Origin of the sequence: Pseudoalteromonas luteoviolacea (assembly GCF_021654285.1) — a bacterium.
GTDB lineage: Bacteria > Pseudomonadota > Gammaproteobacteria > Enterobacterales > Alteromonadaceae > Pseudoalteromonas > Pseudoalteromonas luteoviolacea_J.
Genome location: NZ_JAKFZS010000014.1, coordinates 142397 through 168772, shown reverse-complemented (window position 1 = coordinate 168772; position 26376 = coordinate 142397). Strand labels below are relative to the sequence as shown.

The window sequence follows — 26376 nt, the reverse complement described above, 5'->3', positions numbered from 1 at the left end:
CTGTGTTTTCAAGTAACAAAGGTGTAAGCAGTGTACTGAGAGGTCAAATATATGCTTAATCCTAAACAGTTGGAAATCTTTTATTGGGTTACCTTAGCATTTAGAGATTACTACATACCTGATGACTGTGAATCTACGCCGATAGGTATGATGCAGTCGGCAATTGATGATTATTTTGAGGGGTTTGATATTCAAGGAGGACGGTTTCGAGTAGCGGATCTAAAGGAGGTATTGCTCTATGCTTTTGAAGCTGATATCGAACTTTGGTGGCGTTTAAATTGTTATGACTTTAATGCAAAGCCGCCATTACATGAAGTTCAAGCTCAGGATCACCTAGGTGTTCAATTTGCATGTGCCATTTTCTGGGTTGAATATTTTGGCTTAGGCAATGAATTTGCAGATGTCTTCGTAGCTGAAGAGTACATTGAAAAGTATCACCCTGAAATGCTGAGGCTGTTGATAAAGTGCTGTGTTTGGGATGTGTTATTTCCGGGAGAAGCATTGCCAGGTTACACAATGCCCACTTCAGCAGATATATCGTCATTTGATTCCCAGTAGTTCAATCGTTGAACAACACTTTAAAAAGCCTGCATATTCGAAGGCTTTTTTCCAATTATTTTTGAAAAATATTTAACATGGAACTTATGGGGCAGGCACAATTATTTTGTTCCTGGAGGGGGACGGTAAACTATCTTAGATGTAACTTAAGTTCCCTTAAGATTGCTCCAGCTTAAGTCATTGTTTGGAGTATTAGCTTATGAATCCAGATTATGAAGAAATAAGAGGAGTTTGCTGCATGCTTGTCCGAGAAAGAGGCAAGTTCTTTGTCAATTATGACAGCGGTGCACATGGTTCAGGCGTAACCGTTAAGGAAATTACGGAACAGGACTTCAATGCAGTAAAAAGCGGCAAGTTAAAAATTGAAAATATAGTAGATAAATATCGATTTCAATAATTCGGTAAGATAATTGGACGACAAGGCAGCTAAAAATTTATTGCTTAAATCAAGTTTTTCTGCTGTTTAAATATTCAGTTTCAGCTGATTTTTAATTTGATTCGTGAAAGCAATGGATACTTAATAGACTCTCCTTTGATGACTTATTATCAATTTAATAAAAATGTGCCTGTCCCTTTGTTTCCTTTCCCTATTTATTACCTTTTTAAATATCATAGTTGTTTATTTTAAAGAGTACTGCTGTGATATTATTCGATATTTAAAGTGTGTCTGTCCCTTTGTTTCCTTTGTTTGGGTTAGGCAAGCAAGCTTTGTATGATGTTGATTGGCTCGAAGTCACGGAACTGGATAATGTTATCTACATTAATGTTTTTTTAAGGACAGGCAAAAATTGATTACTATAAAGCTAATACTTTAAGAATCGTGGATGAGCGCACACGGTATCAAAGTCATTATTAAGGAGTTTTCAGGGGCATGAGTTTAAAGTTGAATATCAATTTTTTACCGGATCAATTTCCCAGAGCTTTATCACTCTGGGAGATGGTAGATATGAGCCGAGCACTTACAGAGATCGAAGGGTTAACTAAACTGGTTAACATTGATACTTGCCGTACGATTAAGGTTGAAAATTATGTAAAAAGTAAAGACAAAGCGCGCACTCGGCCGGGTATATTTTCAATAGGGCACCCGAGCAGGGAGTATGAGGGCACGCACGGTGTGGTATTTATGCCTATGGATGAATTGTGCTTTGATCAACTGCTTATATATGGCTTTGATAAATTAATAGAGCAACGTGAGCAGTGGTGGCAATCAGTATTACAGCATTCAGGTTTTGTCATGGCTAGGTTAATGGATGATGAGTATAATACAAGACAAAGCATGCGACATATTGGATATTATGAGAGTCATGGTTGGCCTCATCATCATTTACCTAAAATAAGCAATGGTAAGCCCCCACCGATAGATCAAATAGATATAGACACCCGTGTAAACCCTGGGCACTGGCGATTTAAACCCGGTTATATTGAAGGCGTGTCAGCCGAAATGTGGCTAGGTAAGCACTTTTTTAAGCATGTAGGGTTAGACAAGCAAGCTTTGTATGATGTTGATTGGCTCGAAGTCACGGAACTGGATAATGTTATTCACATTAAAGCCTATGATAAGCCGTTTGACAGTGATGTGGGCGTTCAAAGAACGCTTCAAATAAAGCTTAGAAAGCTCTTATTTGGTCAGTCACCTCATACAGAAGACCCTGAGTTTAAAATGTTAAGTGAATTTCAGCCGTTAGAACAATAAGCCCATCGGGGCAGTATTACTGTCCCGTTTTCTTTATCCTCCCCTATTTTATTTAATATTACAGCATTGGCACTTAACTTTTTATATAAAAATATTTTTAAAAAGGTGCATGGTATTAGTGGTTAAAAAATTATACTTGTTAGTTTGTTGTAATATATTTATTATGTTGTTTTAAATTATATATTAAGTTTAAGAAGAGTTAATAGCATGTTTTTTAGTCACTATGGTGAAGTGTGCCTATTATTGTGCTTATTACTTAAGGAGGTTATTTGTCAAATAACGCTTATTTAGTTAATTGTGAAAAGAAAACAGCATGTTCTGAAAATGTGTATTCTAGTGACATAAAATATAAACTACTTGCAACGGGTGCAAATAAGGTTCCAGTGCCTTGGTTTTTCTGTTTTCAAGAGCAAGATTTAGTCGATGTAACCAGTGAGTTGGAGAGCAGTTCAGGTGAAAAAGAGGTCTTTACCTATAAAGCGCCAGTACTCGAGGTTGAAAAAGCGATAGAAAACCTTAAAAACAGTAAAGAGCTAATGATAGCTTTTTGTCAAGATGAAGTATTGGGAACTCAATATTGGGAGCGAGCTGTTGCTGACTTCAAATCTTTAACATATCCATATATTTTTCTTGACCCTCTAGAGGTCTTTTATTTAAACGATCCCGAGGAAGAAGCTAAAGAATTTTTAAAATGCTTTTCACGAGATGAAAACGCGTTTAAATCAATCAAGATTTTGACCTTTTATAATGAAAATGTATTGCCTTATGAGGTTGCTGAGCTTTATGGAAATAGTGAGCTTGATGACTTTGCCAGAACCTGTAATTCAGCTTCAATGGATATGGGTTTAGATTTAGATAGTGGTGATGCGTCGTCAAAGGTTGAACAGGAGTCTGAGCAAGTTAAACCTGAAGAAAAAGCACAGAACAAAAAATCGTGGTGGAAGTTTTGGTGATAACCCCTTCCTTATTCAATTAGGCCTAATAGCCAAGCATTAAATGGATGATAAAAATGGCATTTGCATTACATATAACAAAAGAAAACGGGGATATTAGCTTCCCTGATTGGGTTGAGGCGGTATTAAAAACGCAAGGGGCCAACCTTGAAGGGCAGCCAACGGTCGGCAGAAACCCAAAAACAGGCGAAATAATCACAGTGGGTGGTAAGCCACACAATGTATCAGTTCAATTCCCTGAAAATGAAGAATGGCAAACATGTATATTTTTTAATGACGGCGTTGCTTCATTTAATGGAACCAGTTCAATGATCGATGATGAAAAAAACCCTGTTAGATTAGTGGCTAAGAGCATAGCTAATTTTGTTGATGCGAAGATCGTGGGTGATGAAGGTGAGGTTTACGATTGGTAAAACCTAGTGCAGAGTAGGCAATCATTTTTTGGGAGCCAGCGTTAAACACATAGTCAGCGCACGGATCAACTATAACGAGACAATATTTACTGTTAGCTGCTAAGTGAATTTCAGTCGCTAGAAAAATAAACCTCCCGGGACAGTATTACTGCCCCGTTTTTATCACTTAACTAAAATCGGTTCTAACATGGGAAGGAATGATGAAGTCATTAAAAATAATAAGTGTGTCGAGCATTATACTCGCAACAGTTGGGTGTAGTGCAGTTTCTTATCAGCCAATGGGATTTAGAGGTGGGTATTCAGATACTCAATTAAATGACTCTACTTTTAGAGTGCATTATGCTGGTAACGGTGATGTTACTTTAGAAAAAGCAACGGATTTTGCTTTGCTTCGTAGTGCGGTAATAGCACAGCAACACGGCTCACAACTTTTTTCTAGTCAAGAATACTCCTCGAGGGTGTCTAAAGTGTATGCAGGCACGCCTGGTGTTTACGTTTATAAACCCAGTGTTTATGTCAATATTGAGTTGAATAATGAAATAAATGAGTCTGATAAAGTAGCAGAATGTAGCACATTCTACTCAATGTTTTCGACTTTGGTTGCGCTTAAAGGTTCTGCCCCATATACGTTTAATACTCATGCATGTATTCAACAATTACAGCAAAAGTATCAATTAACGAACGAACAGGTTTATGACATTAAATCGAGCAAGGTTGAACGAAGTTAGTTGAGGAATAGGCCGTATTGATTGCGCTCTAATAAAGATAAGCACAACTCTATGGCACATCTCTATGGGACAGGCACAAATTTACTCTGCATAAATTCATTGTTCCAGAGATGGATAGGAGAAAAGGTTAATGTTACTTGATTATCAAAGCATTGATTCAGAAATCATCATAAGTGATCTGAAGAAGATTTATAATGTTTATACACAAGAGCAGTTTATGTCAGGGCTTTTCTTAGGCTCAACTTTACCAGATAATTTAGAAGGATTCAGGTTATATAAAGACCCGATCAATCTGGATTTTCGTATTCAGACGCCTGATTATTGCGATGATGAGCCGGAAAAGTGGAATTTTAAGAATCTTCCACATATTTTGGATGATGAGGGAATAAGAGTTGAAACTGAAGGGGTATATTCTGACTTTAATGATAGATTAGCTGCACGGAAAAAATATAAAAAAATACTTTGGGGCTTTACTGATGATTTCGGCGCTTTTTCCCATGACAGAATGTCTGTTCTTCGAACTAAAGAGCACGACATAGCAATGCAGAAAGCTTTTTCGTTAACTAGTACTAATGTCGAATATATATTTTACCACTTAATTCCTGATGTTATTCATGCCCACTTTGTAATGCTTATGGATGCTGCTATTTATGGAGGCTTAGATAACTCACCCATTTTCAAAAGGGTACTAGATTGCTATCGGCTGGGCGGTATGCCGGGTGGCTGGGTCGGCCCTTTACCTGAAGATGGCGGGACGCCAGAGCAGTGCATGGAGCTTTACCACCTAGGCTCTTAATATAAAACAACAATAAAAACCTAATGAGCACTCAGCAACTGTAACGAGACAGCATCGCTCTTTTCTTTTTTGGGACAGACACAAACTTATCGACACAAACTGACTCTAACGAGGCTGTATATATTGCCTCGCTCTCTTTCTTTCAACGCCTTTTTCCTTTTTTGTTAAGCAAAGCAAAAAGCAGTGAGATTGGTTCTTATTTTACCGGGGAGGAGCGGGTGACACTGTATCAAAACCACTATCAGTAGAAAATGACTAATCAACATTCTCACTTTTCTGTGGTATAAAAAATAGGTGTCGTGTTGATTATCTCGTTCACTAGAGATGTGTTTCTTGGGAGCGGGGAATATAAAAATAAGGAGTATTGGTAAATTGCTTTTTTTTTATTATAAAAAGGATCTGGTGAAGGGGAGTAATACTGTCTGCCCTGCCTGCAAGAGCTCACGTTGTACATATGCGTCAAGTGTGAATTATGTATCGTTTATGATGTTACCTGTTTTTCCAACAGGTTTGTCTCGCTGTTATAGCTGTTCAAATTGCTTAAAAGTGATAGAAACAAGTTCAGTTTCGCAAAAACATTTTCCGAGCGTCAGTAAATTTAGAGTTTTGAACAAGTTTTTGGCTTTACCACTTGCATTGTTGATATTAGTAATGGCTTTGACTTATAGCCAAAATATGGAACATATGCAGCATCAATTTCGCCTACATCCCCAAAAAAATGATATCTTATTTGTTGATAACTTCAAACTGTCTGCCGATCCAACACAAGTACTATACCCTTATCGAATAGCTAAGATAACTAATGTAGATACAAACAACCAAACTCTATCGCTTATTCTGAGTAACTTAAAGTATGGAAATATATCTAGAGCAAATAGAGATTTCGTGGTCCAACGTTATTTGTTTAGTAGTTTTTTTCATAGTAAAGAAGTGCAGGTGCCTATCAATACAATGTTTGATGAGGAAAAAATAATTACAATAAAAAGACCTTTTGATCCGCTAGATGTAGAAGATTTACATAACGATGTTGAATTTGATAAAAATTTCGAAGCGGTGCCTCGTATAAGGTAAAAGAATAGCGAATAACAGAGGTAATGATCCCGTTTTAATCGTACTTACTTAGACGAATTCGTATTAAAGAAAATAGAAAATAACTTTTACTACAAATAATAGTATGTTTGATTAAACTTTACACAGGACCTGCTTTTTAGCAGGTCTTTTTATTTAAATTGGCTTAATATGCAATGAGTATGAATTATTTTTAAAAGCTATTCACAATTAATTGATGTTGCATTAGTGGGGGGGAGCTTTCTAGGGTTAAAAATTGTTCAAAATCGAGTTGTAAAATACATTGTTTAGAATATTCATAGATAAAGCTTTATCTTAATTATCACCACCTTTATTTTTTCGTGTACAATTCGCAAAAAAATTAGTAAAGAATACAATGAAAATAAATCAGTTTTCCCTCACACCAATATTGGCTTCATTTATTATACTGGGCGGATGTGGAGGCTCTTCAGGTGACTCAAAAGAAAATGAGATCACAACACCGACCGTAAACTCGCAACCTACACTGACGGTAAATGTAAAAAAACGCACCAAATGCGGTGTAGTTGATTACTCAGATGCTGCGATATTATTACATGATGAAAATGGTCAAGTGATATCAACACACTCAAGCGACAGCGCTGGTTATTTTAGTCAGCAGATCCCAGAAGGTGCTAAACATGCATCTATTATTGGTATAGAAAGCTTCGACGGACTGGAAAAAACTCAAAAAATTTATACTAAGTTAGATATTTCTGACGGGGCTGATTTTGCTGACATTGAATTTCAAGACCAATCCGCTTATTGCACATGCAAAGATGTAAATGTGGATCTTAGCGCGCTTAAAGTAACCCACAGTGATTATCGTATTATCAGAGAAGGTGATACAGGTGGCGTAACCATCAATGAATACCAAGACTCTGTTAGGGTTTGTGGGAATGACGAAAAGTTATATTACTCTATCAATCAGCCCGGTTATGAGCTTTATACCTTGGCAAAAGTTGACGTACCTGAAGAAGTTAACTCTATCTCCGTAAATGGCGGCGACTTTGTTCATCAGAGCGAAGATATCGAGATTTCTCAACTTGAGCAACAATCTCGTGTCCATGTGAACGGCATTGATGAAAGTGGCAAAACTGTTTTTCGAAACTTTGATTTTTTCAATGGCGCAGCAAAGTTGAAAATGTACCCTACAGGGTTTGATCATCATGAACTTTATTACTACAAAAGCATGTTGTTCGGTTATGAGGGGTTGAGCTTAATCATTTCGAATGGGCTAGCTTTAAAATTTGAGCAAACGGACCAAGTAAGTGATTTGATACTTCCTAATGCGCCTACAGAGTTAGCACAGCAATTATCAGCTGGCATTTCCTCTGTACATCAAGGCGATATCATAAGTTATGATTTTAGTGGGCTAGACACTCGTATTCAAACCGCTGAATGGGAGTTTAGCTTTGATACTAACAAGCTGCCAATAAAGTGGCATGTATCCGGCGCTTTGGTATCAGAATTTCCAATTTTCAGTTTTGGCGATGAGGTAGCGTTGTCTAAAGAGAGTGAACCAGTGCATTCACGCGTATTGCTGTCTGGCTATGATGGAGCGCCAGCGCAACTTTCAGAATATCGACGTTATGTGTATCAGCATCATGATAAACAAGCACTCAATCACAACGTATATATCTATTTATCGACAACGACTGATTATTAGATTTGATATAAATAAAATAGCAGCTCTAGTGAGCTGCTACTATTTGACCGTTTTAATCATTCATTATTTAATGATTAGTTGGTCTTCGTATGTGTAGATGCCGTTTGGATCTGTTAAGTTGAATACTTTAACAGCCATCGTTTTACCAGCCGCGTTTTCACACTGAACGATTTGGTAAAGAACCGGTTGTGCAGTATCGTTTGTATATACTTTATCTTGTGTGAATACATCTGAGTGGAATGTATTTGATGTATCACTACCGTGGAATAAACCTAGAGATAGGCCACGGTTAGCGACTGTATAACAGTATGACTGGCTCTTGTTTTGGTTATTTACGTTTAGCGTGCTCTTAACACGGAACGCTGAGTGGTACCCGAATGAATATGGTTGATTAACAAAGTCACCTGCTGGCTCTACAGTGATGTCCCAATCTACAATTGGTGCGCCAGGTACGTTTACAAGAACGTTATACCATGTGTTGTCTGCATCATAGCAGCTTAAGTGAAGTGTTTTATTGTGAGTAAGCTTGTCTTCTGCAATCGCATTAGTCACACCAATTGTTGCAGCATTCGCGTTAGCAGCATCTGCCTGAATACCAACGTTTACTACGTGGCTGTTATCAACATTTGAATATAGGTTACCGTTATCGCAGCGAGCGCCGTCACGAAGTTCAACATCAGCTGAAAAGTTATGTGCAAATTCACTTGTGATAACCACGCGGCTAACCGGGCCGTATGAGTAAACAGTGTGACGATCATAACCATTTGTATCAGCAATATTAATAGGCGCAGCAACTGCACTTACAGTAGTTAACATAGCAGCAGCGAGAGTACCTACTTTAAACATTTTCATCTTTTTTCCTTTGGTCGTTCTTAGTTCAGTTATTTTTCACTTGTTAGTTTTAGTCAGTTACCACTTGGGCCCAAAGTGTTAACGAGATGAAAAGTAACAAACAAAAAAGGGACGAGCAAATAAGTCGTACTATGAGAGAAGTTTGAAAAATGAATTATTTTATATGCTTAATAATCAGTACCTTAAGTGTGTTTCTGTGTTTTTAATGAGTGTTGTGAAGTGTATTTCTATGCAATTCATAATCATTAATCACCATTAAAAACTTATCCATTGTTTTAAACTAATTAATTATTTGAAATTTATGTAAATTCTCAGGGGGTAATTTGCAATTTATGAATGGTAAAGCCTTTTTTTAGATGAAAGTAGAAAAGTAAATTCGGTAACTTCTTTATTACTGAATTGTTTTTACTGCGTCTGCTAGTTTTTTCTCAGACCATTTTTCAGGTTGTGAAGGGGGCTTGCCTATTTGAAGTGTTGTGCCTGTCCCAGGAGTTGAGATCACAACTCGGCCATATTCATTTTCAATCACGATTGGATGTTCACTGTCCAGTAGAATGACATCGATGGTGTGCGCATGATATAAATTGCCCCCCCAAAAGTCGGTGCCTCTAATGCCAATAGAACCCATAGGTGTTTTAATTTTGAAGTTTGGGTTTGTGACTTTTGTGATTTCTCCTGTGACGACTCGAAATGCTCCTTTGATAAACTCAAAGTGCGCTTCAGATGTTTTTTGATGTTCAAATCGGTTGACGGCAAATTGCGTGCTTTCACCAAGAGTAAGTATGGTTCCCTCAGTAAACCTGAATTGCGCCCTTGCATGTTTACCTGTTTTTAGCGTGTCGGCCTTATAAATTTTAGCTTTGCGCTTTAACTGGCGCTCTTTAATAGATGAAGTTGCTGTAACTTGTTCTTTTGCGATTATGACTGTGGCCACCGGCGTGTTTGCAAAACATGCCCCGGCCACAACTAATAAGCTCAGCAGTACTAATTTCATTATTTTATTCCATGAGTCTTTTTTTAAAAGTAGAGCGATAAGCGCAAAGTGTCGAGTCTAACAACACCGCAAAATGTGGAGAAATATTCACATTACTTGTCGTTCAACGTCGGATTGTTGATTTAACTTTAAAAGGTCAAAAATTCGTGCGAGTGAGAGCAACTTCCTTATATGACAGTGAGCCGTTGGCGATCATGCGAACGGGATCATTGCACTGGGCTACTATGCAGTTAAATAAGGCCCCTTATTTTACAAAGTCGCTGTTGCGTCAGCTAAGTTATTTTTTTTCACCTGAATTTCAAGCTAAAAAAAATACGATAAAAGTGATCAGTAGCGCCAAAACGGGTGTGTTCAGTTTAGGTGGAGACTTAGGCAGTTTAGCGAATGTGGTAACACACAGAGATGAAGTCTGGCTTAAAGATTATGCTTTCACGTATATGACTTTATTACACCGCATTTTAAGTGGTGCGAAATATAACATGACCAGTATCGCTTTGGTGCAAGGTCGAGCTTACGGGATGGGTATGGAGTTGGCACTATGCACTGATTGTGTTGTCGCTGAAAAAGAGTCGGTATTTTTGTATCCACCAGCGGTATTTAACCATGGTCTGGAGCACTTTTTGGTTCGTAAACTTCAACATAAGTCATCGCGTTGTGCGCTAATGGATGTGATGTATTCTAATCGGCGCTTTAGTGCCAAAGAGTTATACGATTTGGGTCTTGTTGATGTTTTGGTTGATGCAGGTGAAGGTGACCAAGCTGTTAGAGACCTAGTTAGCCGTGCGCAAGCTTGCGACCTTGGCCATGCGGAATTACAAAAGTATAGATATCAAAAAAGCATGCATTCACTCAGTCAATTAAATGGTGTTGCTGATACCTGGGTAAAGCGTGCGATTAGAGGGGATGCAAATCAGCAAAAATACTTACGGCGATTGGCACGCATGCAACATTAAATTTAACAATCATGGCGAAGAGGGCCGATTTGTGCGCAAGGAAGGGATAAAGCGGCCTTTATTTTAAATAAAGTGACAAGTTATTTCATGCTTTGTTTGCGATGCGTTTTAATTGCTTTGGCAATCCGCTTTGCAGCGCGTTGCATGGTTTTCCTATTGGGATGCAGTCCGTCGCTCATTGGCTCAAACCCTTTCCAAATATCCAAAAATATGGCGTCGGGCACTTCAGCGTGTAGGCGGTTTAGCCTAAGCTCGGAAAATGTTTCGTAATTTTCTTTACTGATTATCCAGGGCCAGTTGAATCGACTTCGTAATGTTTCCCAATCTATGGCGTCATACTCCGGCGCTTTTGAAAATATGGGGGTGATCCCAGCATCTAATGCACGATTAGCGACACTGACAAATGTATCAATGTACGAGTTCATTTGCTCAATGGTACATTCAGAAGTTTCTGCCATTGGAATACCAAACGCGTCAGGATGATTACAATCGTTACCACGAATAATAACGATATACTCTGCAGATACTTCACCAGAAAATGAAGTAACCCTGCTTAGGGCTTTGGTAAATAATTTTTCATATCCCTCCCAACCAGGTCCCACACACTCAGGCCCAGGAAAACAAGTCAGTCTATCAAAAGTTGTCGCACCAGCTTGGCCTTCATTAATGAGGTGTCCAGATAAGCGAGGTTCTCTGATCAAGGCATTACCAAGAGATAAGTATTTCCCTGAATTAATGGCTATGCCGTTCAGTGGCGTCTCAAGATTATCGAAATAAGGCATTTTTGCATTCGCAAATGAGGCACCAATTAAAAGCAGTGGTGCTTCATCCGATTTTGTTGCAGCGCTTGCATGTGCACAGAGTGATAACCCAAGACCAAATATCAAGGTTTTTAAGGTATTTACAGTAAACATACTATTCCTTTTGTTTGAAAAGTGTTCACTTTTAAACATAGGGTATGTTGCTAAAACAGTAATTAGCACTTTGGTCGGTCATCGTCATGTTTGGCATAAATACACGGTAATTAAATTTCACATAGTTTGCTTATCTACGTTTTTTATTAGGCCACAGTCACATGCTCAGCACTTGAGTATTCGGTACGACGGCTGTCATCGTGGGGGCGTATTAAGTTATTCGGTACGCCAAAGTACATCATACATTGCTGAGTAATATCATGATAAAAATTCTTAACCATAGTACGGTTTTTAATTTGTTACTGGATAAAGGTGTCCTTGTGGTGCCAACAACCGGACCTTTGGAAGTGGCTTCAAAAGGGTTAATTTGCCAAGGAGAAATTGCGGTTCAAGATGACATAGAGCAGTTTTTGGCTAAAAAAGTAAACATGTCGCCATATATCAATGGAGCATATGCGGCGGGTGGGACAGTCACTTTTAGTGCTATCAACGATATTGTGTTATCCGAAGTCACATTTAAAGGCGGGGCGCCAATTGTACTTAAAGGGGACATTGTTTGCGCATTAAGTGTGATCCCAGCACTTAACCCGCAAGGGGTGCCAGATCCTGGGCCTCCAACTGAGCTCACTGTGAAATATGAGCCAACCCAGCCAATTGTTGTCTCGAAATAAAAAGTCATTTAGTCGCACTTTTTTTCATTTTATACACATACTTAAATACCCGGCATAAAGGGATGAAAGGAAATCTCATGAATCATGTTAAGTTGTCTCGTTTTCTCAGCATTATTTTGCTGATGTTTGCACTGCTAGGGTGCTATAAGGAAGGGTTGATCAGAGGCAGTAATGAGCTCTTGATAAATGGTAGCTTGCTAAAAGGCACTATGGCTCATGCATCTATTATTATTTCAGATGCAAAACATGTCACTGTTTGGCAAGGTCAAAGTGATGAATTTGGGGTATTTGACAGCCAGTTTAGTGTGAACGAAAACAGCTTTTTTCATATTGAGGTGAATGTAACAGACAGGACAACCATGAATTGTGATGCTGTTGAATGCTTCGATAGCAATGGAGACTTAATTGCCAACTATCAGGAAGTTATAACAGCACCAGAACTTACTAATTTGCAGTTAACCTATATTGCTTCGTCCAACAATGTACTCAGCTCTGTGCAAATAAATGCCTTAACAAGTCTGGTATATGGTCAAATCAACAATAAATTGAGCGATGGTATCGGTCTAGATGAATTTGATGCCATTGCCGAGCAAGCCAGTCAAGTGGTTTTGACGGCACTGAACCTATCTGAACAACGGCAAAATTTACTGTCAATTGAGTTAACACCTATGGATCAGGTCAGTACCTCACAAGAGCAAACACGGTTGTTATTGAGTTTAGTTAATGCGGCAGTCGCCGAAAATGTTGCACAAATATCACCTTTGACACTGGCAATTAAGCAATTTACTACCCAGCCAGAAGATGCATCAAATCGAGATAAACTATCAGACTTAAAAACGGCACTCATGGCGAGTTCAGTGAAATTAGCACAAAGTGGATTAGTGAGAGACATACCACAAGGCATCAATCGCATATTGCATGAGGCACAAACCCAACCGATCAATTTTGATTTATTGGAAGCCGAGAGTATGCAGCTACAAGTGAATATTCAGGCGGCGAGTGTGACGGGAGCGACGGGTGGGAATGGTTGATAAAAAGTACCAGCAAGGTGTAAAAACAGTGCCCACTTTATCATTCATACTTGCCATGACACTGGTGAGTATGAACTTGAGCGCGCAACCACTTGCCTTGCTTAAAGAAAAACAGGTAACCCGCATGCCTTGGCACAAAAAGGTAAACTACTTTGGCAACATTTCGGCATACCAGCAATCAATATCTTTAAGTAGAGAGCCAACCAACCAAGCAATAAGCCGTGATTCCTTTAAGGGAGATTCGAATACGTTTGAAGGGCGCTTCAGTGCTGGAGGTAAGCTGCTGTCTAAAGGTTCGATTTATACGGAATTAACATTAGATCAAACCGAGCTCAAAGGCCAAATAAGCCGTATTGGTGCAGCACAGTTTATTGACTCAGTGAATTACCGACGGCATAAGACGAGACTCGAGGTATTTTACGAATATGACTTAACCCATGGATATGCCATTGGAGTTGACATTTACGCTGGTGCAGAACAATACAAACATCAACAAAATCGTTTCACTGACAAAGAGTTAGGCGGTGCTGTTTTACTAAGTCATAGCAAGCGCTGGCAAAATGCAAATTTGGACTTTGATTACATTATAAGTTATCGCGAGTTGGACTTTGAGAGCGCGTCATTAGACGACACCAGTCAGGTCTATCATTCTTTTCTTGTTGAGTATGGCTATCAATTTACACATTTTCTGAATTTGTATATAGGTGGCCGGCACTCTGTTTTTCCAAATTATGTTGAGCATAGCTATTGGAGGAGCCAATCACAGCAGGCGTTAATGTCAGAGGCTGAATATCGTCTAGACTCAAGTGCATCGATAGCAGTTAAATTTGAGAAGTTATGGCTGAGTAATGGCGGGCACACGCATACGCTCTTCGTAAAATATGAGTATAGGTTTGGTGGAAAAAATACTAAGCGTCGGAAAAGGAAGTATAAAACGCCCAATCTGTTAATAAGGTAATTAACATTGGAAAGGAAAGTGAATCTTAAAATTGCATTGTTTGGTGGCGCAGGTATTGGTCTTCTATTTGGCGTTATCATGGGCACAAGTGTGACGCCGACAGTGACTATGTTACTTGGCGCTTTGACGGCCATTTTAGCGGCTATTTTGGGGTTAAATGATCGCCACTTTAACGATGCAAAAGCGCTGCGTATTGGGGCTTTTGGTTTTACATGTGTTGTGGGGGCATATATAGGGATCTATGTGCGAGCTCACAATGTTCTTACTCCTTCCTTACTGGAGCTTAAGGCACAATATTTGGCTGCTGGTTACACAGAAAAGCAAGCCCTGCAACTGTTAACGCTCAAAGAGTTTGGCATGACACTAGATCAGACCAGTAGCGATGAAAGCGTCTCTTCCGGCGATTCCTTTCACTTTTCAGAGCAAGCTACCTTGTTGTCTAATCAACATAGCAGCCTGTTATTCAGTGCCAGTGTATCAGTATCAGGGTGTGATGAATTGATGTATACAGATCACAGCCTTGAGCTCGATGAGGTGGTCAATAATTTTAATTTAACTGGCAACGAGTGGGCGAGCTTAAGTGAATCTATTACCCATAACGTTGAGTCCGAGGAGCAAAAGTCGATGTTATTGGCTATACGAGATGCGGTGTGTGATGAATCTAACAATGAAAAACCCTGTATAAATGACATGCAGTTAAAAAGCATTGTAAGGTTTGATGAAGCCCTGCATATAGTGCCACAAGCATGGCATCAAACCTTAAAGCTGATAAATGCTCAGCGCTTATCAGAGGGAAATAAGTTACATGCGCTCAAGCTTACGCATGAAATGGTATGCCCGGTTTTGCAGAGTTGATAGCATGATAAAGTCAACTCTTCTGTGTTTGTTCATACTTTCTTTTATGACTCAACATGCTTATGCCAGTTTAGATCCTGATGCTTTGAGCATGAGTACGGTAAGAGTTGTTGTGAAAAAACCGAATAAAACCATGGGAGTGGCTTCAGGCTTTTTGTGGCAAAAACCAAATTGGGTCGTTACTTCTTTACATGTGATGGATCCACACCCTAGTAGCAAAATTATCATCGATTTTGGAAAAAAAAAGCGTCTTGCCAAAGTGTCACGTATTTTACCAGAGGCCGATTTAGTGTTGCTTGAAGTCGCTAATCCGCCCAAAGGGTGGCTTCCCTTAAATCAAATTAAACTGACTAAACCCCAATATAGAGAGCATGTAACAGCATTGGGGTTTCATCATGGTGCGTTGGCTATGAGTACGCGTGAATTATTGAAAGGGTACGCAAAGCCGGAAGTATTAAAGCAATTTTTACCACCTTATGCTGTAGATACACTGACAAAAACCAACATTCCAGATATTGAGCTTCCTATTTATTATTTGGATGGCAGTTTATTGCCCGGTTTCTCGGGTGCACCTGTTTTCGATGGTCACGGTAGATTAGTGGGGATAGGCAATGGTGGATTAGAAAATGGTGCAGCCAATGTTAGTTGGGTGATCCCTGCGACAAATTTAATCACCTTGATTGATTCTAAGCTAAGTGTATTACCCGAAAAGTTGATAAGCACCTCCGAATTATTCACATTAGATAAAGTTGCAACCGTTCAGAGGCAACCAAAACAGCAACAGCGCAGCATAGTTAATTTACCAAGTTTATCAAGTTGGCTTATGGCCACTGCCCATGCAGGGTCTGACTTAAAAGCTGATATTGAGTTACTGCCACCACTGTATTCTGTTAAATATCAGGACTTCGAATTTGTTAAAGTTAAAACGCGTACCCTAGCTGAATTGATTTTAAGTAGCGCAACACCTAACGAGTTCGAGCATATTGAGCAGCTATTTAAATCAGTATACGGCGATTTCACGTTAGATTTTTCTTCACTCAGCTTTGATATTTACAGTGATGCTTTTTACGGTATTCATATTGCTGTCCCCAGCAACGCAGAGCTCTACGTTGACCCTCAAGGCTATTTATTGGCTAGAAGTGCAACCATGTGCAGGCTTTGTTATTACGAACTGCAATATCATGCCAGGGAATTCAATAAAAAACAGCAAGTAGTACTCAACCAAGACCCTGATACTTTTTTTCAGCAAAAAGTAGTTGAGCATTGGCAAGAGCTTAACGAGGAAGGGGAGTTTGAAGAATATACTGATTATAGGCACTTAACGGCCTACGGAGATAAACGCTTTGTTTTAAACGCTCTTTTTGCGAATTTTAGTGAGCCACTCATTGATAGTTATGAGCTAAATTATGTGTCAATCGCAACCAATAGAGAGAGTTGGTTGCAGACGCAGGCCATCAATAATCGCTTTGACAACTCTTATCTTGAATTACTTGCAAGCCACCCCGAGCTGAATTGTACGCAGGTCAACTTGTCGAGACCGAAAATTGATTTGTGTCAGTCGTTGAGAAGTGCCTATTCGCTTCTGATGAGCGTATATTTGACCGGATTTTCAAATCGATTTTATTCCTTTTAGCACCTCCTTTAATACACATCACCAAAACAGTTTCCTACATCAACGTCTATTTTTTATTTTAAAAGCGGTTTTGCGATCAATTAACTTACAGCTGATCGTGCTAATAAATTTAGAATAATTAATAAATTACAAAAAATTCATTTTAATGTTCACACCCTTCAGACCATGGCGTCATAGCAGTACAAATTAACAAATAAACACACATCAGCTGGGACTGATGTGGCGGAGCCGTGCAAAGGCTCTTCATTTTCGAGGCACAAAGAATAGGGTGGGTTTGTTCCCATTGATTTGCCACCTGACCTGCAATGACCGAGCAGCTTTGTGCCTCTTTTCACCAAATTCTTGCCTAAACGGCTCTTTAGAATGTAATTATCAACGTAAGGAAAAACTATGCCTCAATATAAAACCCCAGACGTCTACGTCCAAGAGAAGTCAACTCTGCCTCCGTCAGTTGCAGAAGTGGCGACCGCGATCCCTGCTTTCATCGGTTATACAACAAAATTAGATGATGCCGGAAATGTTGCTTATCTAAATTCACCAGCACGTATCACCAGCATGGTTGAGTTTGAAGCAGTATTTGGTAGTGCCTACCAAGAAAGCTTTAAAGTTGCGCCTAAGTCGACTGGCGGCTTCAATGTCACTTCAGACGGTTCAATGCTTGCTGACGCATTTTTCTTTTTACACCAAGCAGTGAGTCACTTCTTCGCCAATGGCGGCGGTGCATGTTATGTTGTTAGTATCGGTGCGCCAGACGCGGGACTTCTTTCAGCAGATCCAGTGACAGGTGAAATAAACCTACTGGCTGAACAAGCAGCAAAGTTCACAGCGGCTATCACATTACTAAATAAAGTAGATGAAGTAACGCTTATCTCTTGTCCTGAAGCCATTGGCCTGAGCACGGTTAAGCATTACGAAGTGCAAAATAAGGCGCTTGTTCATGCAGAAAAGAGAATGGATCGCTTTGCACTTGTTGACGTTCAAATGCAAGCAGATGCAGACAGCATTGACCCAATTGCTGATGACTCAAAAGCATTGAGAGCGGGCGCTACATTGGGCCTTAAATATGGTGCAGCTTACTACCCATATTTAACAACAACGATGGCACGTGCATATGACGCGAAGAAAGTAGTTGTTAAAACACCACTCACAGCACAAGCTTGGTGGCCAAAAGCGGCTTCACATGAACTGGTTTGTGTGGGTGACGATGGCGCTTGGGCTGCAATTGGCCAAGATTACTTATATAACCCAGAGGGGGCGAACGACCCAACGGCTGCTGAATATGACCCATCAGGCAATCGTTATTTAGTGCCTGAAACTGTATTTGCAACAGACGGTACTAATTACTATCGCCTTACTGATGGCGAGCAAGTTGACCTAGCGGACGGAGAAGTCACAGCGACACCAGGCGGCTCTGCAATTACTATCTCAGATGATTTCGAATTAACTGACATCATGCTTCCAAAGCTACAACTTGCTGCAATTGGCGACCCAGCTTACCCATTCTCATCAGCAGATGTGTATAACCAAGTCAAAGCAGAACTTGGTAAAAACTACCTTGATTTACCACCTTCACCAGCAATCGCGGGTGTGATGGCTAAAACAGATAAAGACCGTGGTGTTTGGAAAGCGCCAGCAAATGCTGCACTTGCACAAGTATTAATGCCTAAACTGGCGATTGATAATGCAGATCAAGAAAACCTTAACGTAGATGCGACTTCTGGTAAGTCTATCAATGCTATCCGTACATTCGTAGGCAAAGGGACGCTTGTTTGGGGTGCACGTACGCTTGCTGGTAACGACAACGAGTGGCGCTATGTGTCTGTGCGTCGCCTATTCAACATGGTTGAAGAGTCAGTACAAAAAGCAACGCACTTCGCAGTATTTGAGCCGAATACACCATTCACATGGCTAAAACTTAAAACCATGATTGAAAGTTATCTAGAAGGACTTTGGCGCTCAGGTGCTTTCTTTGGTGAAACACCCGAGCAAGCATTTTTCGTCAATGTTGGCCTTGGTCAAACAATGACTGAAGATGACATCAATAATGGCTTAATGAACATTGAAATTGGCCTAGCGGCAGTACGTCCAGCTGAATTCATCGTTCTAACATTCTCTCATAAGAGCCTAGAAGGTTAATTCTTGCGCCTAAAGGCAATTAGCTAATCAAACATTGCTATTTGGCGCTGAGCCTTGGCGTCAAATAGATATTAATTATTACTTACAGCATGACTGTAAATACCGAATTTTTGGAGTTATTACATGGCTACTACTAAAGCAGATATCGCAGCAGAATATCCAATTCCCGTCTATCGATTTGTTGTCAGCTTCGGCGAAGAGAGCATTCCATTTTCAGAAGTATCTGGTCTAGACATCGGCGTTGAAACAATTACTTATAAAGATGGTTATGGCAAAAAACACATGCCTGGGCAACCAACAGACGTTAACATTACATTGAAGCGTGGTCTGGTTAAACAGAAGAGCCAATTCTACGATTGGATCTCGTCTATCAGCTTGAACTTAGTTGATAAAAAAGACATCACGATTTCATTGACGAATGAAGACAGATCTCAGCCACTTGTGACGTGGAAAGTGATCAATGCATTTCCTAAGAAGCTTACAGCACCTAGCATCAACGGTGGCTCTAACGAAGCCAGTGTTGAATCATTAGAGATGATGGCAGACGACATTAAGATTGAGTTCCATTAATTTTTAAATCTCTTTTAGGGCACGCAAGTGCCCGCTTAGGTGGCTAATATGTTTCAAGACCCTAGAACCCCGATGGTCGGGTATCGATTTTTAGTTGGTATTGTGGCCGCAGGTATTCCGAACCCCATTGATATTCTGTTCAAAGAAGTCAGCGGCCTGAAAATGAACCGCAGTATCGACTATACCAATAACCGTGTCAGTATCGCTAACCAAAAACAAGCGAAAACACTCACTTTAAAACGTGGCGTCTTTCAAGGTGGCAGTCCTTTGATGTTGCAAAATCTCGTATTTGGCGATGCTTGGAATACTTACTTGGTTAAAAATCAAATTTTGATCACCACCTTAGATGATAACTATTTACCATCGCAAGCTTGGCTTGTTCAAGATGCATTTTTAGAAAGCTGGGAGTGGGAGGGGATTGATGCGAGCAGAAATGATGTACTTATTGAGTCTCTTAGCTTTAGTTATCGCGATTTGGTGGCAGTGCCTATTCCTGGTGTGCCAGTGTAAGGAGCTAGATAGATGGAAGTTAAGTGTAACAATGTGCGCGTTAAAGCGCGGATCAGTGCTGAGCAACCCTCCAAGACTTCAGCGGCAAATTCGAGTGACATGCCCAACGAGGAAACGCAGCAGGCTCTTGGGTCCGAATATCATAGCAATGCAGTAAGCTGGTCCGAATTACAAGACTTATTACACCAGTTAGAGTCAGATTTAAAACGACACATCGAATTTAGATTTGCACGCCAAGGTAAGGAAAAAAGGCCCTAATTATGAATAAAGCAGACGGCATTAACGCAAGTGGCTTACCACTTTGTAAAGTGACTTTTTATAAAAAAATTGAGCGCGGCGATGGCAATAAGTTGGGGGAGTTGACGCTGCCGTACGATCCTAAATCACTCAATGTCACTCATCAAAATTGTTTAAAAGACTCTAAAGCCATTGGCTCTGAAAGCGGCTCTGCACGTTATCAAAAGTCCCCCCCATCCAGTTTAGCGATCACGTTTTTATTAGATGACACGATTATCGAAACACCCGCTCAATATGCAATGACGCTTAGCGGTGAAACCACCACTGAAGACAGCATTCAGGATATGCTTAAATACGGCCTCGCTGTGCAAGGGGAAACACACTTGCCCGGGTTTGTCACAATTATGCCTTTGAACATGGTACTTAACCATGGTGCCGATGGCGGTTTTCACGGCATGTTCAGTGATATTAATGTGATCACTGAATTGGTTAATTCCAAAGGTAATCGAGTCAAAGCTCAGGTCGTTTGTAATATCTCTGAGTGTTTATCTAGCAAAGAAATTAAGCTCAGAACAGGGAAAAGCTCGCCGGATTTAACGCACGAATTACAGTTTATGGATGGAGATAGCCTAGTGTCAAAGGTGGAGTCTATATACGGTAAAGCTAACTATGTTCACCAAGTTGCAAGCGTAAACAGACTGCCTTCGATCCGCAGTGCCAAGGTGGGTGACTACATTACTTACCCGCCATTGGAGCGATGACATGGATATTCGTTATACGATATTAGTGGATGGCAGTGAAAAGAAACTGGAAGTTGGTGTCCGTGAAGTTATCACGCACCGAGGGCTTAACCAGATCTCAGAACTATCTATCCTATTTGAAGACGGCGATATGGCTGATGAAAGTTTTAAACTTGATTTAAACAAAGACTTTCAGCCAGGTAAGTCCATTGAAGTCAAAGCCGGTTTTGGCGAAGACGCGCAAATCACGCTATTTGTTGGTGTGATAACGGGTGGTAAAGTGGGTTATTGCAGTGAGCCCTACCTTCAAGTGCTCGCTAAGGGTGAAGCCAACAAGTTATGCCAGTCTAAAATCAGTAAGCTTTACAAACCTGACTCCACAGACACAGATATAATCAACGACCTACTCAAGCCTTGCGGCGGTAAAAAGACGGTCGCAGACAGTAAAATTAAACATTATCAGTATCTCATGGTTGAGAAAAAGCCATGGGAAGTGATCATGAATCGCATACTGACCAATGGATTTGCCCTGTATGAAGAAGAAGGGATCAACATTGTTGATTTGACAACACACACGCCTTCTGCAACGGAGTTTAATGTTGCGATGGATGGCTGTACAGGGTTTGAGCTTTGTATGGACAATAGCTCCTACGCGCAAAAAGTCGATCACAGTGCCTGGGATATCAAAACCCAAGCCATGCTACTTGAAAATTATGATTCAGGTGAGAAAAAAGAAGGCGCGACCGCAGATATAGTCATCAAATCACAAGCACCGATAGATAAAGTTGAGTTGGCAGCTAAGGCCAAAGCCGAGCAAGTATATCGTTTACTAGATACCAGCCAAGGCCGTATTCAAGTTGATATGTCTGAAGCGACCGCTTTACATAAATTAAAGCTACTTGATGCAATCAAAGTATCGGGAGCTGGGGAAAACAACAAAGCGGACTATATGGTGACAGAAATTCACCATCATTTAAGTAATCAAGGCTGGTTCTGTGAATTTACACTGGGCTTATCTTTAACTAAAAGTGGCTGGTCTAAATGGGCTGAGCTTTCGGCTACTCCTATGTTGGTTGCCACTGTTGCGCCGTTTAAAGACGATAAAGAAAAACTACACCGCATACCTATCACCTTAAATACATTAACCACGGAACCAATTTGGGCAAGGTTATTAACCACCTATGTAGGTAAGGAAGAGGGATTATTTTTACCTCCAAACCCAGACACAGAAGTGCTGGTGGACTTTATCGGTGGGGATGCCAGACATCCTGTGATTGTTGGTGCCTGTCATAACCCTGTAGCCATTCCTCCTTTGGGTGGTTACAAGAAAGAATATGATGTTCGAGGACTGTTATTTAAGGAGCAAGCCACGGCACTGAAATTCACCTTTAAAAAGCCACATATCATTATGGAAGGCAGCAAGGATCACTCAATCTCTTTAGGAGAAAGCTCTGGTTATGCTTTATCTCAAAAAGATAAAGCCGGTATGACCGCTAAAACAGATGTTGTGATTAAAACACCAGACGATAGCCAGATAAAAATGGATAGCAAAATTACCATTGAAAGCGCAAAAGTCGAGGTGGCCACAGATAAGATGGAAATAGGATAACGAGGAGGCAAATATGGACAATTCATTTCTAGGTCGAGGGTGGAGTTTTCCACCTAAATTTTCTAGCCCAGATGCAGGTCCTGATATGGACGAGGATGAAACACTGGTGAAGCAAGCCATTTCAGTGGCATTAAATACACTCAAAGGCGAACGTCCATATTGGAGTGAGCTGGGGTCGGGCTTATCAAATTTTGTATTTGAAGATGTCAGTGAGTCGGCGCTTGTCACGCTAAAGCAAGAAATTTCTGCGGTATTGCTAAATTACGAACCCAGGATCATCTTAGAAGATATTTCGTTCGATATGTCAGATGCATACGAAGGTGCGCTACTGATTGAACTCACTTACCTGATCCGTAAAACGAACAGTCGCAGCAATATGGTGTTTCCTTTTTATCTCGCTGAGCAATCTGTATAAATCAGTATTTCTTATACTTTGGTTTTTCAGCACTAGTTCATTAGTTCATTTCATCCTCGCTCATCAAGCAAGACGCAGACCCGCACCGCTTCTTCTTTTGTTTAGGTTAATTTAGCCAAGCAGCGTATTGGTATGCTTATAAATAACATTAATAAGGTAATCTCATGACTTTTAAGTCTCGTAGTCAATCACTTATCTCAGGCAATGGGAAGGGGTTAAGTCAAACCGCACGGCAGATCCCCGAGCTTTCCAGTGAGTTTTTCAGTATCGAACCGCGTACAATTGAACTGTGGTTATCATATTTATCAACTGTAGCTGAGCAAACTCAGTTTATTGGTCAAGCCACTTGGAAGCCGGTGCAAAGTTGGTACAAGGTATTGCCTGACGCTGACAAGTTTGCCGCCTTGGCTAAGTTAATCGCTTCAGGGCAGGGTGATGAACTCACCGTGCAAATTGCCAGTCGCCCAGATCTGGCGCTACTACTGACGTTTGTTGATTTGCTACAGCATACTCAGCAGCAATTTAACGATTTTGTACAGCGCCATCTTGATCATTATTATCGCGACGTTTTGGGATTTGAATTATTGGCAGCCACCCCAGACTCAGCCCATGTTCTAATCGAGCTCAATGAGGTTGATTCTTTGACCTTACAGCCGGGCACTCAGTTTGATGGTGGTAAGGATGATGACGGTGTAGATCGTGTGTATCAGTTGGCTGAGCCAAGCGCGATAAATCGAGCTGTGGTGGATACAGTAACGACGGTTAATAAAGCTAACTACAATAGCGGTGTGCAAATTTGTCGTAATGTTTTACTGGATACTGAGCAAGGCATTAAGCTTGAAAATAGCGCGATGACATTTGGAGACCACGCAACGTCACCAGAGCAAGCGCCTGTTCAAATAGGGTTTAAAATAGCGTCACAAGATTTATTTTTAAGTAGTGGTCAGCGCATTATTACGCTGCGTTTTTCTACAGATGAATTTGGTGAAAGCCCAATAGATTTATCCCTTTGGTTAGACAGTTTTGATATCTGGCTCAGTACCGCAGAAGAAGCCGTGCAATTGGACCCAGCGCAGTTAACACTCAATGGTGAAAATGAGTTGGTTATTCATATTGATGAGTTATTTGCGCCGATTGCGCCAGTATCAGACATCATGATTGGCCAAGATAAAACCTTACCTTATATTGCATTTATACTGAAGCAATCCAAATACGATGCCTTATATGCGCTGGATCTTGAAAAGCGCCAAGAAGCATTGGCAAATTTGACCGTTAGTGACATTCAAGAAGTGCGCATGGCGGTGACTGTACTGGGCGCCAGTGGCCTGATAGCCAACAATGGCATTGGCTTTTTAGATACAACCAAACCCTTTGAACCGTTTGGTTATTCACCTCAGTTAGCCGACAAGTTTGAGTTCACTCACTCTGAGCTTTTGTGCAAACGTGTTACCCGAGCCAGCATTGAATTTAATTGGGTCGGCAGGCCGGCGGATTTCGATAGCCACTACCAAACTTACTTGTCATATAAAAATATCACCACACCGCCAGCAGATCCGCTTCAGGCTGCTGATGAGTCTTGGCCAAGAAACCAAGTGATGATTTCACAATCGGATGAAACTTATCCGAGTGATCAACATAAAGTGGTGGCGGATCTGTTTTATAACGACACGGTATGGCAACTGAGTAATGAGGAACTGACGTCGCAAGAGCTGACGTTGGTAGCCAATGACAGTGCCAACACCTTACCTGATGTCGTAAATAATATCGCAACAAACCGCTTGGTGTTTAGTTATGATGATGACAATGGTGAAACAGATTATTTATCTTTGCCATTTAATCTGACACAGGCGAAACATTGGCCTAAATGGTATACGTTAGCGCTTTCAAATCAAGACTTTGGTCATCAGCAGTATATTAAGGTCGCTGAATATTATGCGTTCCAAAATAGTGTTAAACTGGCAAATTGGAACCCTGCAGATGGCGACTTTATGCCAACGCAGGTGCCAGAGCCTTACACACCCTTATTAGATTCCGTTAAATTACATTATCGCACGCAAAGTATTTCACGGGCGCAAAGAGCAGCCATCGGGAACTCAATTTGGATTGAGCATATCTCACCCATTGGTAGACAGCTACAAATATTAGAAAACCAAAACACGGTTCACTTATTGCCGCAAATCGACGATTTAGGGTATTTATACATTGGCCTTGGGGCGCTGCCAACGCCAGGGCAATGCAGTGTGTTGTTTCAACTTGAAGCCGTTGATGGGTTTAACTTTAGTGACTCTCCAGAATTTAAATGGGAATACTACAATCAAGGTCAGTGGCACCACTTCAGCCGAGAAGACTCCCAAGGAAGTGGTGAAGAAGGACGGATCTTACAAGACAATACCTATGATTTATTAGATTCCGGGATCATTATCTTCTCTTTACCGGAATTTGATTTAGACGACCAATTTAACCAAGACGGCAAGGTTTGGATAAGAGCCGTGATTGACTCGGATGTGTTACAAGATAAATATGTCAATCCCATCTATTCAAAGCTAAAAGGTGTGTATGCTCAGGCCGTTCAAGTGACATTAAACTCAACTGAACATGCGCAATCTCATTATTTGAAACCACTCGAAGCGGGCAGTATCAGTAAATTAACGGTCACTGATCCGCTCATCGCGTCGATTGAACAACCTTTTGAAAGCTTTGGTGCCAAGGTAAAAGAAGATGATAGCCGACTGTATCGCAGAGTGAGTGAACGTTTAAGGCATAGAGACAGACTTTTAACAGGCTGGGACTATGAGCACTTTGCCTTACAAGCGTTTCCCGAATTGCACTCTGTGAATGCATACCAAACAGAAGAAGGCGTGAATATCACCGTGATCCCGCTTAATCATGATGTTGACATTTTACAGCCTAAAGTACCGCGTTACTTAATGCGCAAAATACAAGATGAAGTTGAAGCGCGCAGTGCACCTTATCTTAATGTAAAAGTTGAAGATCCAACGTATATCGAAGTACAGCTTGAGGTCATCATTCAAATAGACCCAAGGTTTGATATTCAATCTACGGTTATAGAGCTCAATGATTTGATTGTCGATACTTTAACACCTTGGAATAAACCGGATGCTGAGTTGTCGCAAACCATTTTCCTCGCAGATGTAGCGCAAGCTTTAGAGGCTCATCAAGCTGTGAATATGGTACAGGTCATACGAGGCATGAAAGTCGGTGAGAATATTAAGCACTATGCCCAAATTTCGCCGAATGATAACAGCGAAATTCTGGTACCGACTCGCAATCATAAAATCTCATTGACCAATGTTGACGGTGATGTATTTGAAGGGATCGGTAAGTGGAAAATTCAGCATAACTTTGTTGTGCAGTAAATCAATTCAGTAATTAAAGCAGCGT

26 protein-coding genes are annotated in these 26376 nt (G+C 40.6%); 23 read left to right on the top strand and 3 right to left on the bottom strand.

The annotated features are described in order from the left end of the window. Window positions 1-51: 51 nt before the first annotated feature. The 9 genes from L1077_RS15005 (at window position 52) to L1077_RS14965 (ending at window position 7896) form a co-directional block, all read left to right on the top strand. On the top strand, window positions 52-558 hold the full coding sequence (locus L1077_RS15005) for a hypothetical protein (RefSeq protein WP_237137605.1): 507 nt from the start codon (window positions 52-54) through the stop codon (window positions 556-558). Between the two features lie 199 nt (window positions 559-757). Then, the gene (locus L1077_RS15000) at window positions 758-955 is read left to right on the top strand and encodes a hypothetical protein (RefSeq protein WP_237137604.1); all 198 of its coding nucleotides are present in this window, start codon (window positions 758-760) and stop codon (window positions 953-955) included. Window positions 956-1429: 474 nt separating this feature from the next. Then, the gene (locus tag L1077_RS14995; RefSeq protein WP_237137602.1) at window positions 1430-2251 is read left to right on the top strand and encodes a hypothetical protein; all 822 of its coding nucleotides are present in this window, start codon (window positions 1430-1432) and stop codon (window positions 2249-2251) included. A 269-nt stretch (window positions 2252-2520) separates the two neighbouring features. Then, entirely contained in the window at window positions 2521-3204 is a 684-nt protein-coding gene (locus tag L1077_RS14990) for a hypothetical protein (RefSeq protein ID WP_237137600.1), read from the top strand. A gap of 56 nt (window positions 3205-3260) precedes the next feature. Continuing rightward, entirely contained in the window at window positions 3261-3617 is a 357-nt protein-coding gene (locus tag L1077_RS14985) for a hypothetical protein (protein ID WP_237137598.1), read from the top strand. A 197-nt stretch (window positions 3618-3814) separates the two neighbouring features. Next, window positions 3815-4345 (top strand): CC0125/CC1285 family lipoprotein, encoded by a 531-nt coding sequence (locus L1077_RS14980; protein ID WP_237137595.1) that lies wholly within the window; start codon window positions 3815-3817, stop codon window positions 4343-4345. Between the two features lie 130 nt (window positions 4346-4475). After that, the gene (locus L1077_RS14975; protein ID WP_237137593.1) at window positions 4476-5141 is read left to right on the top strand and encodes a hypothetical protein; all 666 of its coding nucleotides are present in this window, start codon (window positions 4476-4478) and stop codon (window positions 5139-5141) included. 483 nt (window positions 5142-5624) lie between these two features. Beyond that, the gene (locus tag L1077_RS14970; protein ID WP_237137591.1) at window positions 5625-6212 is read left to right on the top strand and encodes a hypothetical protein; all 588 of its coding nucleotides are present in this window, start codon (window positions 5625-5627) and stop codon (window positions 6210-6212) included. 373 nt (window positions 6213-6585) lie between these two features. Next, on the top strand, window positions 6586-7896 hold the full coding sequence (locus L1077_RS14965; RefSeq protein WP_237137589.1) for a hypothetical protein: 1311 nt from the start codon (window positions 6586-6588) through the stop codon (window positions 7894-7896). Between the two features lie 63 nt (window positions 7897-7959). On the opposite strand, the gene L1077_RS14960 is transcribed toward L1077_RS14965, so the two are convergent. Both L1077_RS14960 and L1077_RS14955 read right to left on the bottom strand, forming a co-directional pair. Then, entirely contained in the window at window positions 7960-8748 is a 789-nt protein-coding gene (locus tag L1077_RS14960) for a hypothetical protein (protein ID WP_237137588.1), read from the bottom strand. 391 nt (window positions 8749-9139) lie between these two features. Next, the gene (locus tag L1077_RS14955) at window positions 9140-9742 is read right to left on the bottom strand and encodes a FecR family protein (RefSeq protein ID WP_237137586.1); all 603 of its coding nucleotides are present in this window, start codon (window positions 9740-9742) and stop codon (window positions 9140-9142) included. A gap of 146 nt (window positions 9743-9888) precedes the next feature. Between L1077_RS14955 and L1077_RS14950 the strand changes: the two genes are divergently transcribed. After that, window positions 9889-10695 (top strand): enoyl-CoA hydratase-related protein, encoded by an 807-nt coding sequence (locus L1077_RS14950; protein ID WP_237137584.1) that lies wholly within the window; start codon window positions 9889-9891, stop codon window positions 10693-10695. Between the two features lie 80 nt (window positions 10696-10775). Here L1077_RS14950 and L1077_RS14945 read toward each other — a convergent pair whose 3' ends face one another. Further along, window positions 10776-11609: an SGNH/GDSL hydrolase family protein gene (locus L1077_RS14945; protein ID WP_237137583.1), complete on the bottom strand. Its 834-nt coding sequence runs from the start codon at window positions 11607-11609 to the stop codon at window positions 10776-10778. A 260-nt stretch (window positions 11610-11869) separates the two neighbouring features. Here L1077_RS14945 and L1077_RS14940 point away from each other — a divergent pair, with 260 nt between their 5' ends. The 13 genes from L1077_RS14940 (at window position 11870) to L1077_RS14880 (ending at window position 26351) form a co-directional block, all read left to right on the top strand. Then, the gene (locus tag L1077_RS14940) at window positions 11870-12280 is read left to right on the top strand and encodes a hypothetical protein (RefSeq protein WP_063363962.1); all 411 of its coding nucleotides are present in this window, start codon (window positions 11870-11872) and stop codon (window positions 12278-12280) included. A 77-nt stretch (window positions 12281-12357) separates the two neighbouring features. After that, the gene (locus L1077_RS14935) at window positions 12358-13311 is read left to right on the top strand and encodes a hypothetical protein (RefSeq protein ID WP_237137581.1); all 954 of its coding nucleotides are present in this window, start codon (window positions 12358-12360) and stop codon (window positions 13309-13311) included. Beyond that, window positions 13304-14269 carry a hypothetical protein gene (locus tag L1077_RS14930; protein WP_237137579.1) on the top strand — a complete coding sequence of 322 codons (966 nt, stop codon included), beginning with the start codon at window positions 13304-13306 and terminating at the stop codon, window positions 14267-14269. Before L1077_RS14935 ends, L1077_RS14930 begins: the two co-directional genes overlap by 8 nt. An 18-nt stretch (window positions 14270-14287) precedes the next feature. After that, entirely contained in the window at window positions 14288-15124 is an 837-nt protein-coding gene (locus L1077_RS14925; protein ID WP_237137577.1) for a hypothetical protein, read from the top strand. A 4-nt stretch (window positions 15125-15128) separates the two neighbouring features. Continuing rightward, window positions 15129-16757 carry a S1 family peptidase gene (locus L1077_RS14920; RefSeq protein WP_237137575.1) on the top strand — a complete coding sequence of 543 codons (1629 nt, stop codon included), beginning with the start codon at window positions 15129-15131 and terminating at the stop codon, window positions 16755-16757. A 390-nt stretch (window positions 16758-17147) separates the two neighbouring features. After that, window positions 17148-18893 carry a phage tail sheath family protein gene (locus L1077_RS14915; protein WP_237137574.1) on the top strand — a complete coding sequence of 582 codons (1746 nt, stop codon included), beginning with the start codon at window positions 17148-17150 and terminating at the stop codon, window positions 18891-18893. 123 nt (window positions 18894-19016) lie between these two features. Continuing rightward, on the top strand, window positions 19017-19463 hold the full coding sequence (locus L1077_RS14910; RefSeq protein ID WP_039609825.1) for a phage tail protein: 447 nt from the start codon (window positions 19017-19019) through the stop codon (window positions 19461-19463). 48 nt (window positions 19464-19511) lie between these two features. Continuing rightward, the gene (locus tag L1077_RS14905; RefSeq protein ID WP_039609826.1) at window positions 19512-19973 is read left to right on the top strand and encodes a phage tail protein; all 462 of its coding nucleotides are present in this window, start codon (window positions 19512-19514) and stop codon (window positions 19971-19973) included. 12 nt (window positions 19974-19985) lie between these two features. Beyond that, window positions 19986-20231 (top strand): hypothetical protein, encoded by a 246-nt coding sequence (locus L1077_RS14900; protein ID WP_237137573.1) that lies wholly within the window; start codon window positions 19986-19988, stop codon window positions 20229-20231. 2 nt (window positions 20232-20233) lie between these two features. Next, window positions 20234-20971 (top strand): CIS tube protein, encoded by a 738-nt coding sequence (locus L1077_RS14895; RefSeq protein ID WP_063363959.1) that lies wholly within the window; start codon window positions 20234-20236, stop codon window positions 20969-20971. A gap of 1 nt (window position 20972) precedes the next feature. Next, entirely contained in the window at window positions 20973-22559 is a 1587-nt protein-coding gene (locus L1077_RS14890) for a phage baseplate assembly protein V (RefSeq protein ID WP_237137571.1), read from the top strand. Between the two features lie 13 nt (window positions 22560-22572). Next, window positions 22573-22974 (top strand): GPW/gp25 family protein, encoded by a 402-nt coding sequence (locus L1077_RS14885; protein WP_063363957.1) that lies wholly within the window; start codon window positions 22573-22575, stop codon window positions 22972-22974. Between the two features lie 164 nt (window positions 22975-23138). Further along, window positions 23139-26351: a hypothetical protein gene (locus L1077_RS14880; protein WP_237137569.1), complete on the top strand. Its 3213-nt coding sequence runs from the start codon at window positions 23139-23141 to the stop codon at window positions 26349-26351. The last annotated feature ends 25 nt before the right edge of the window (window positions 26352-26376 follow it).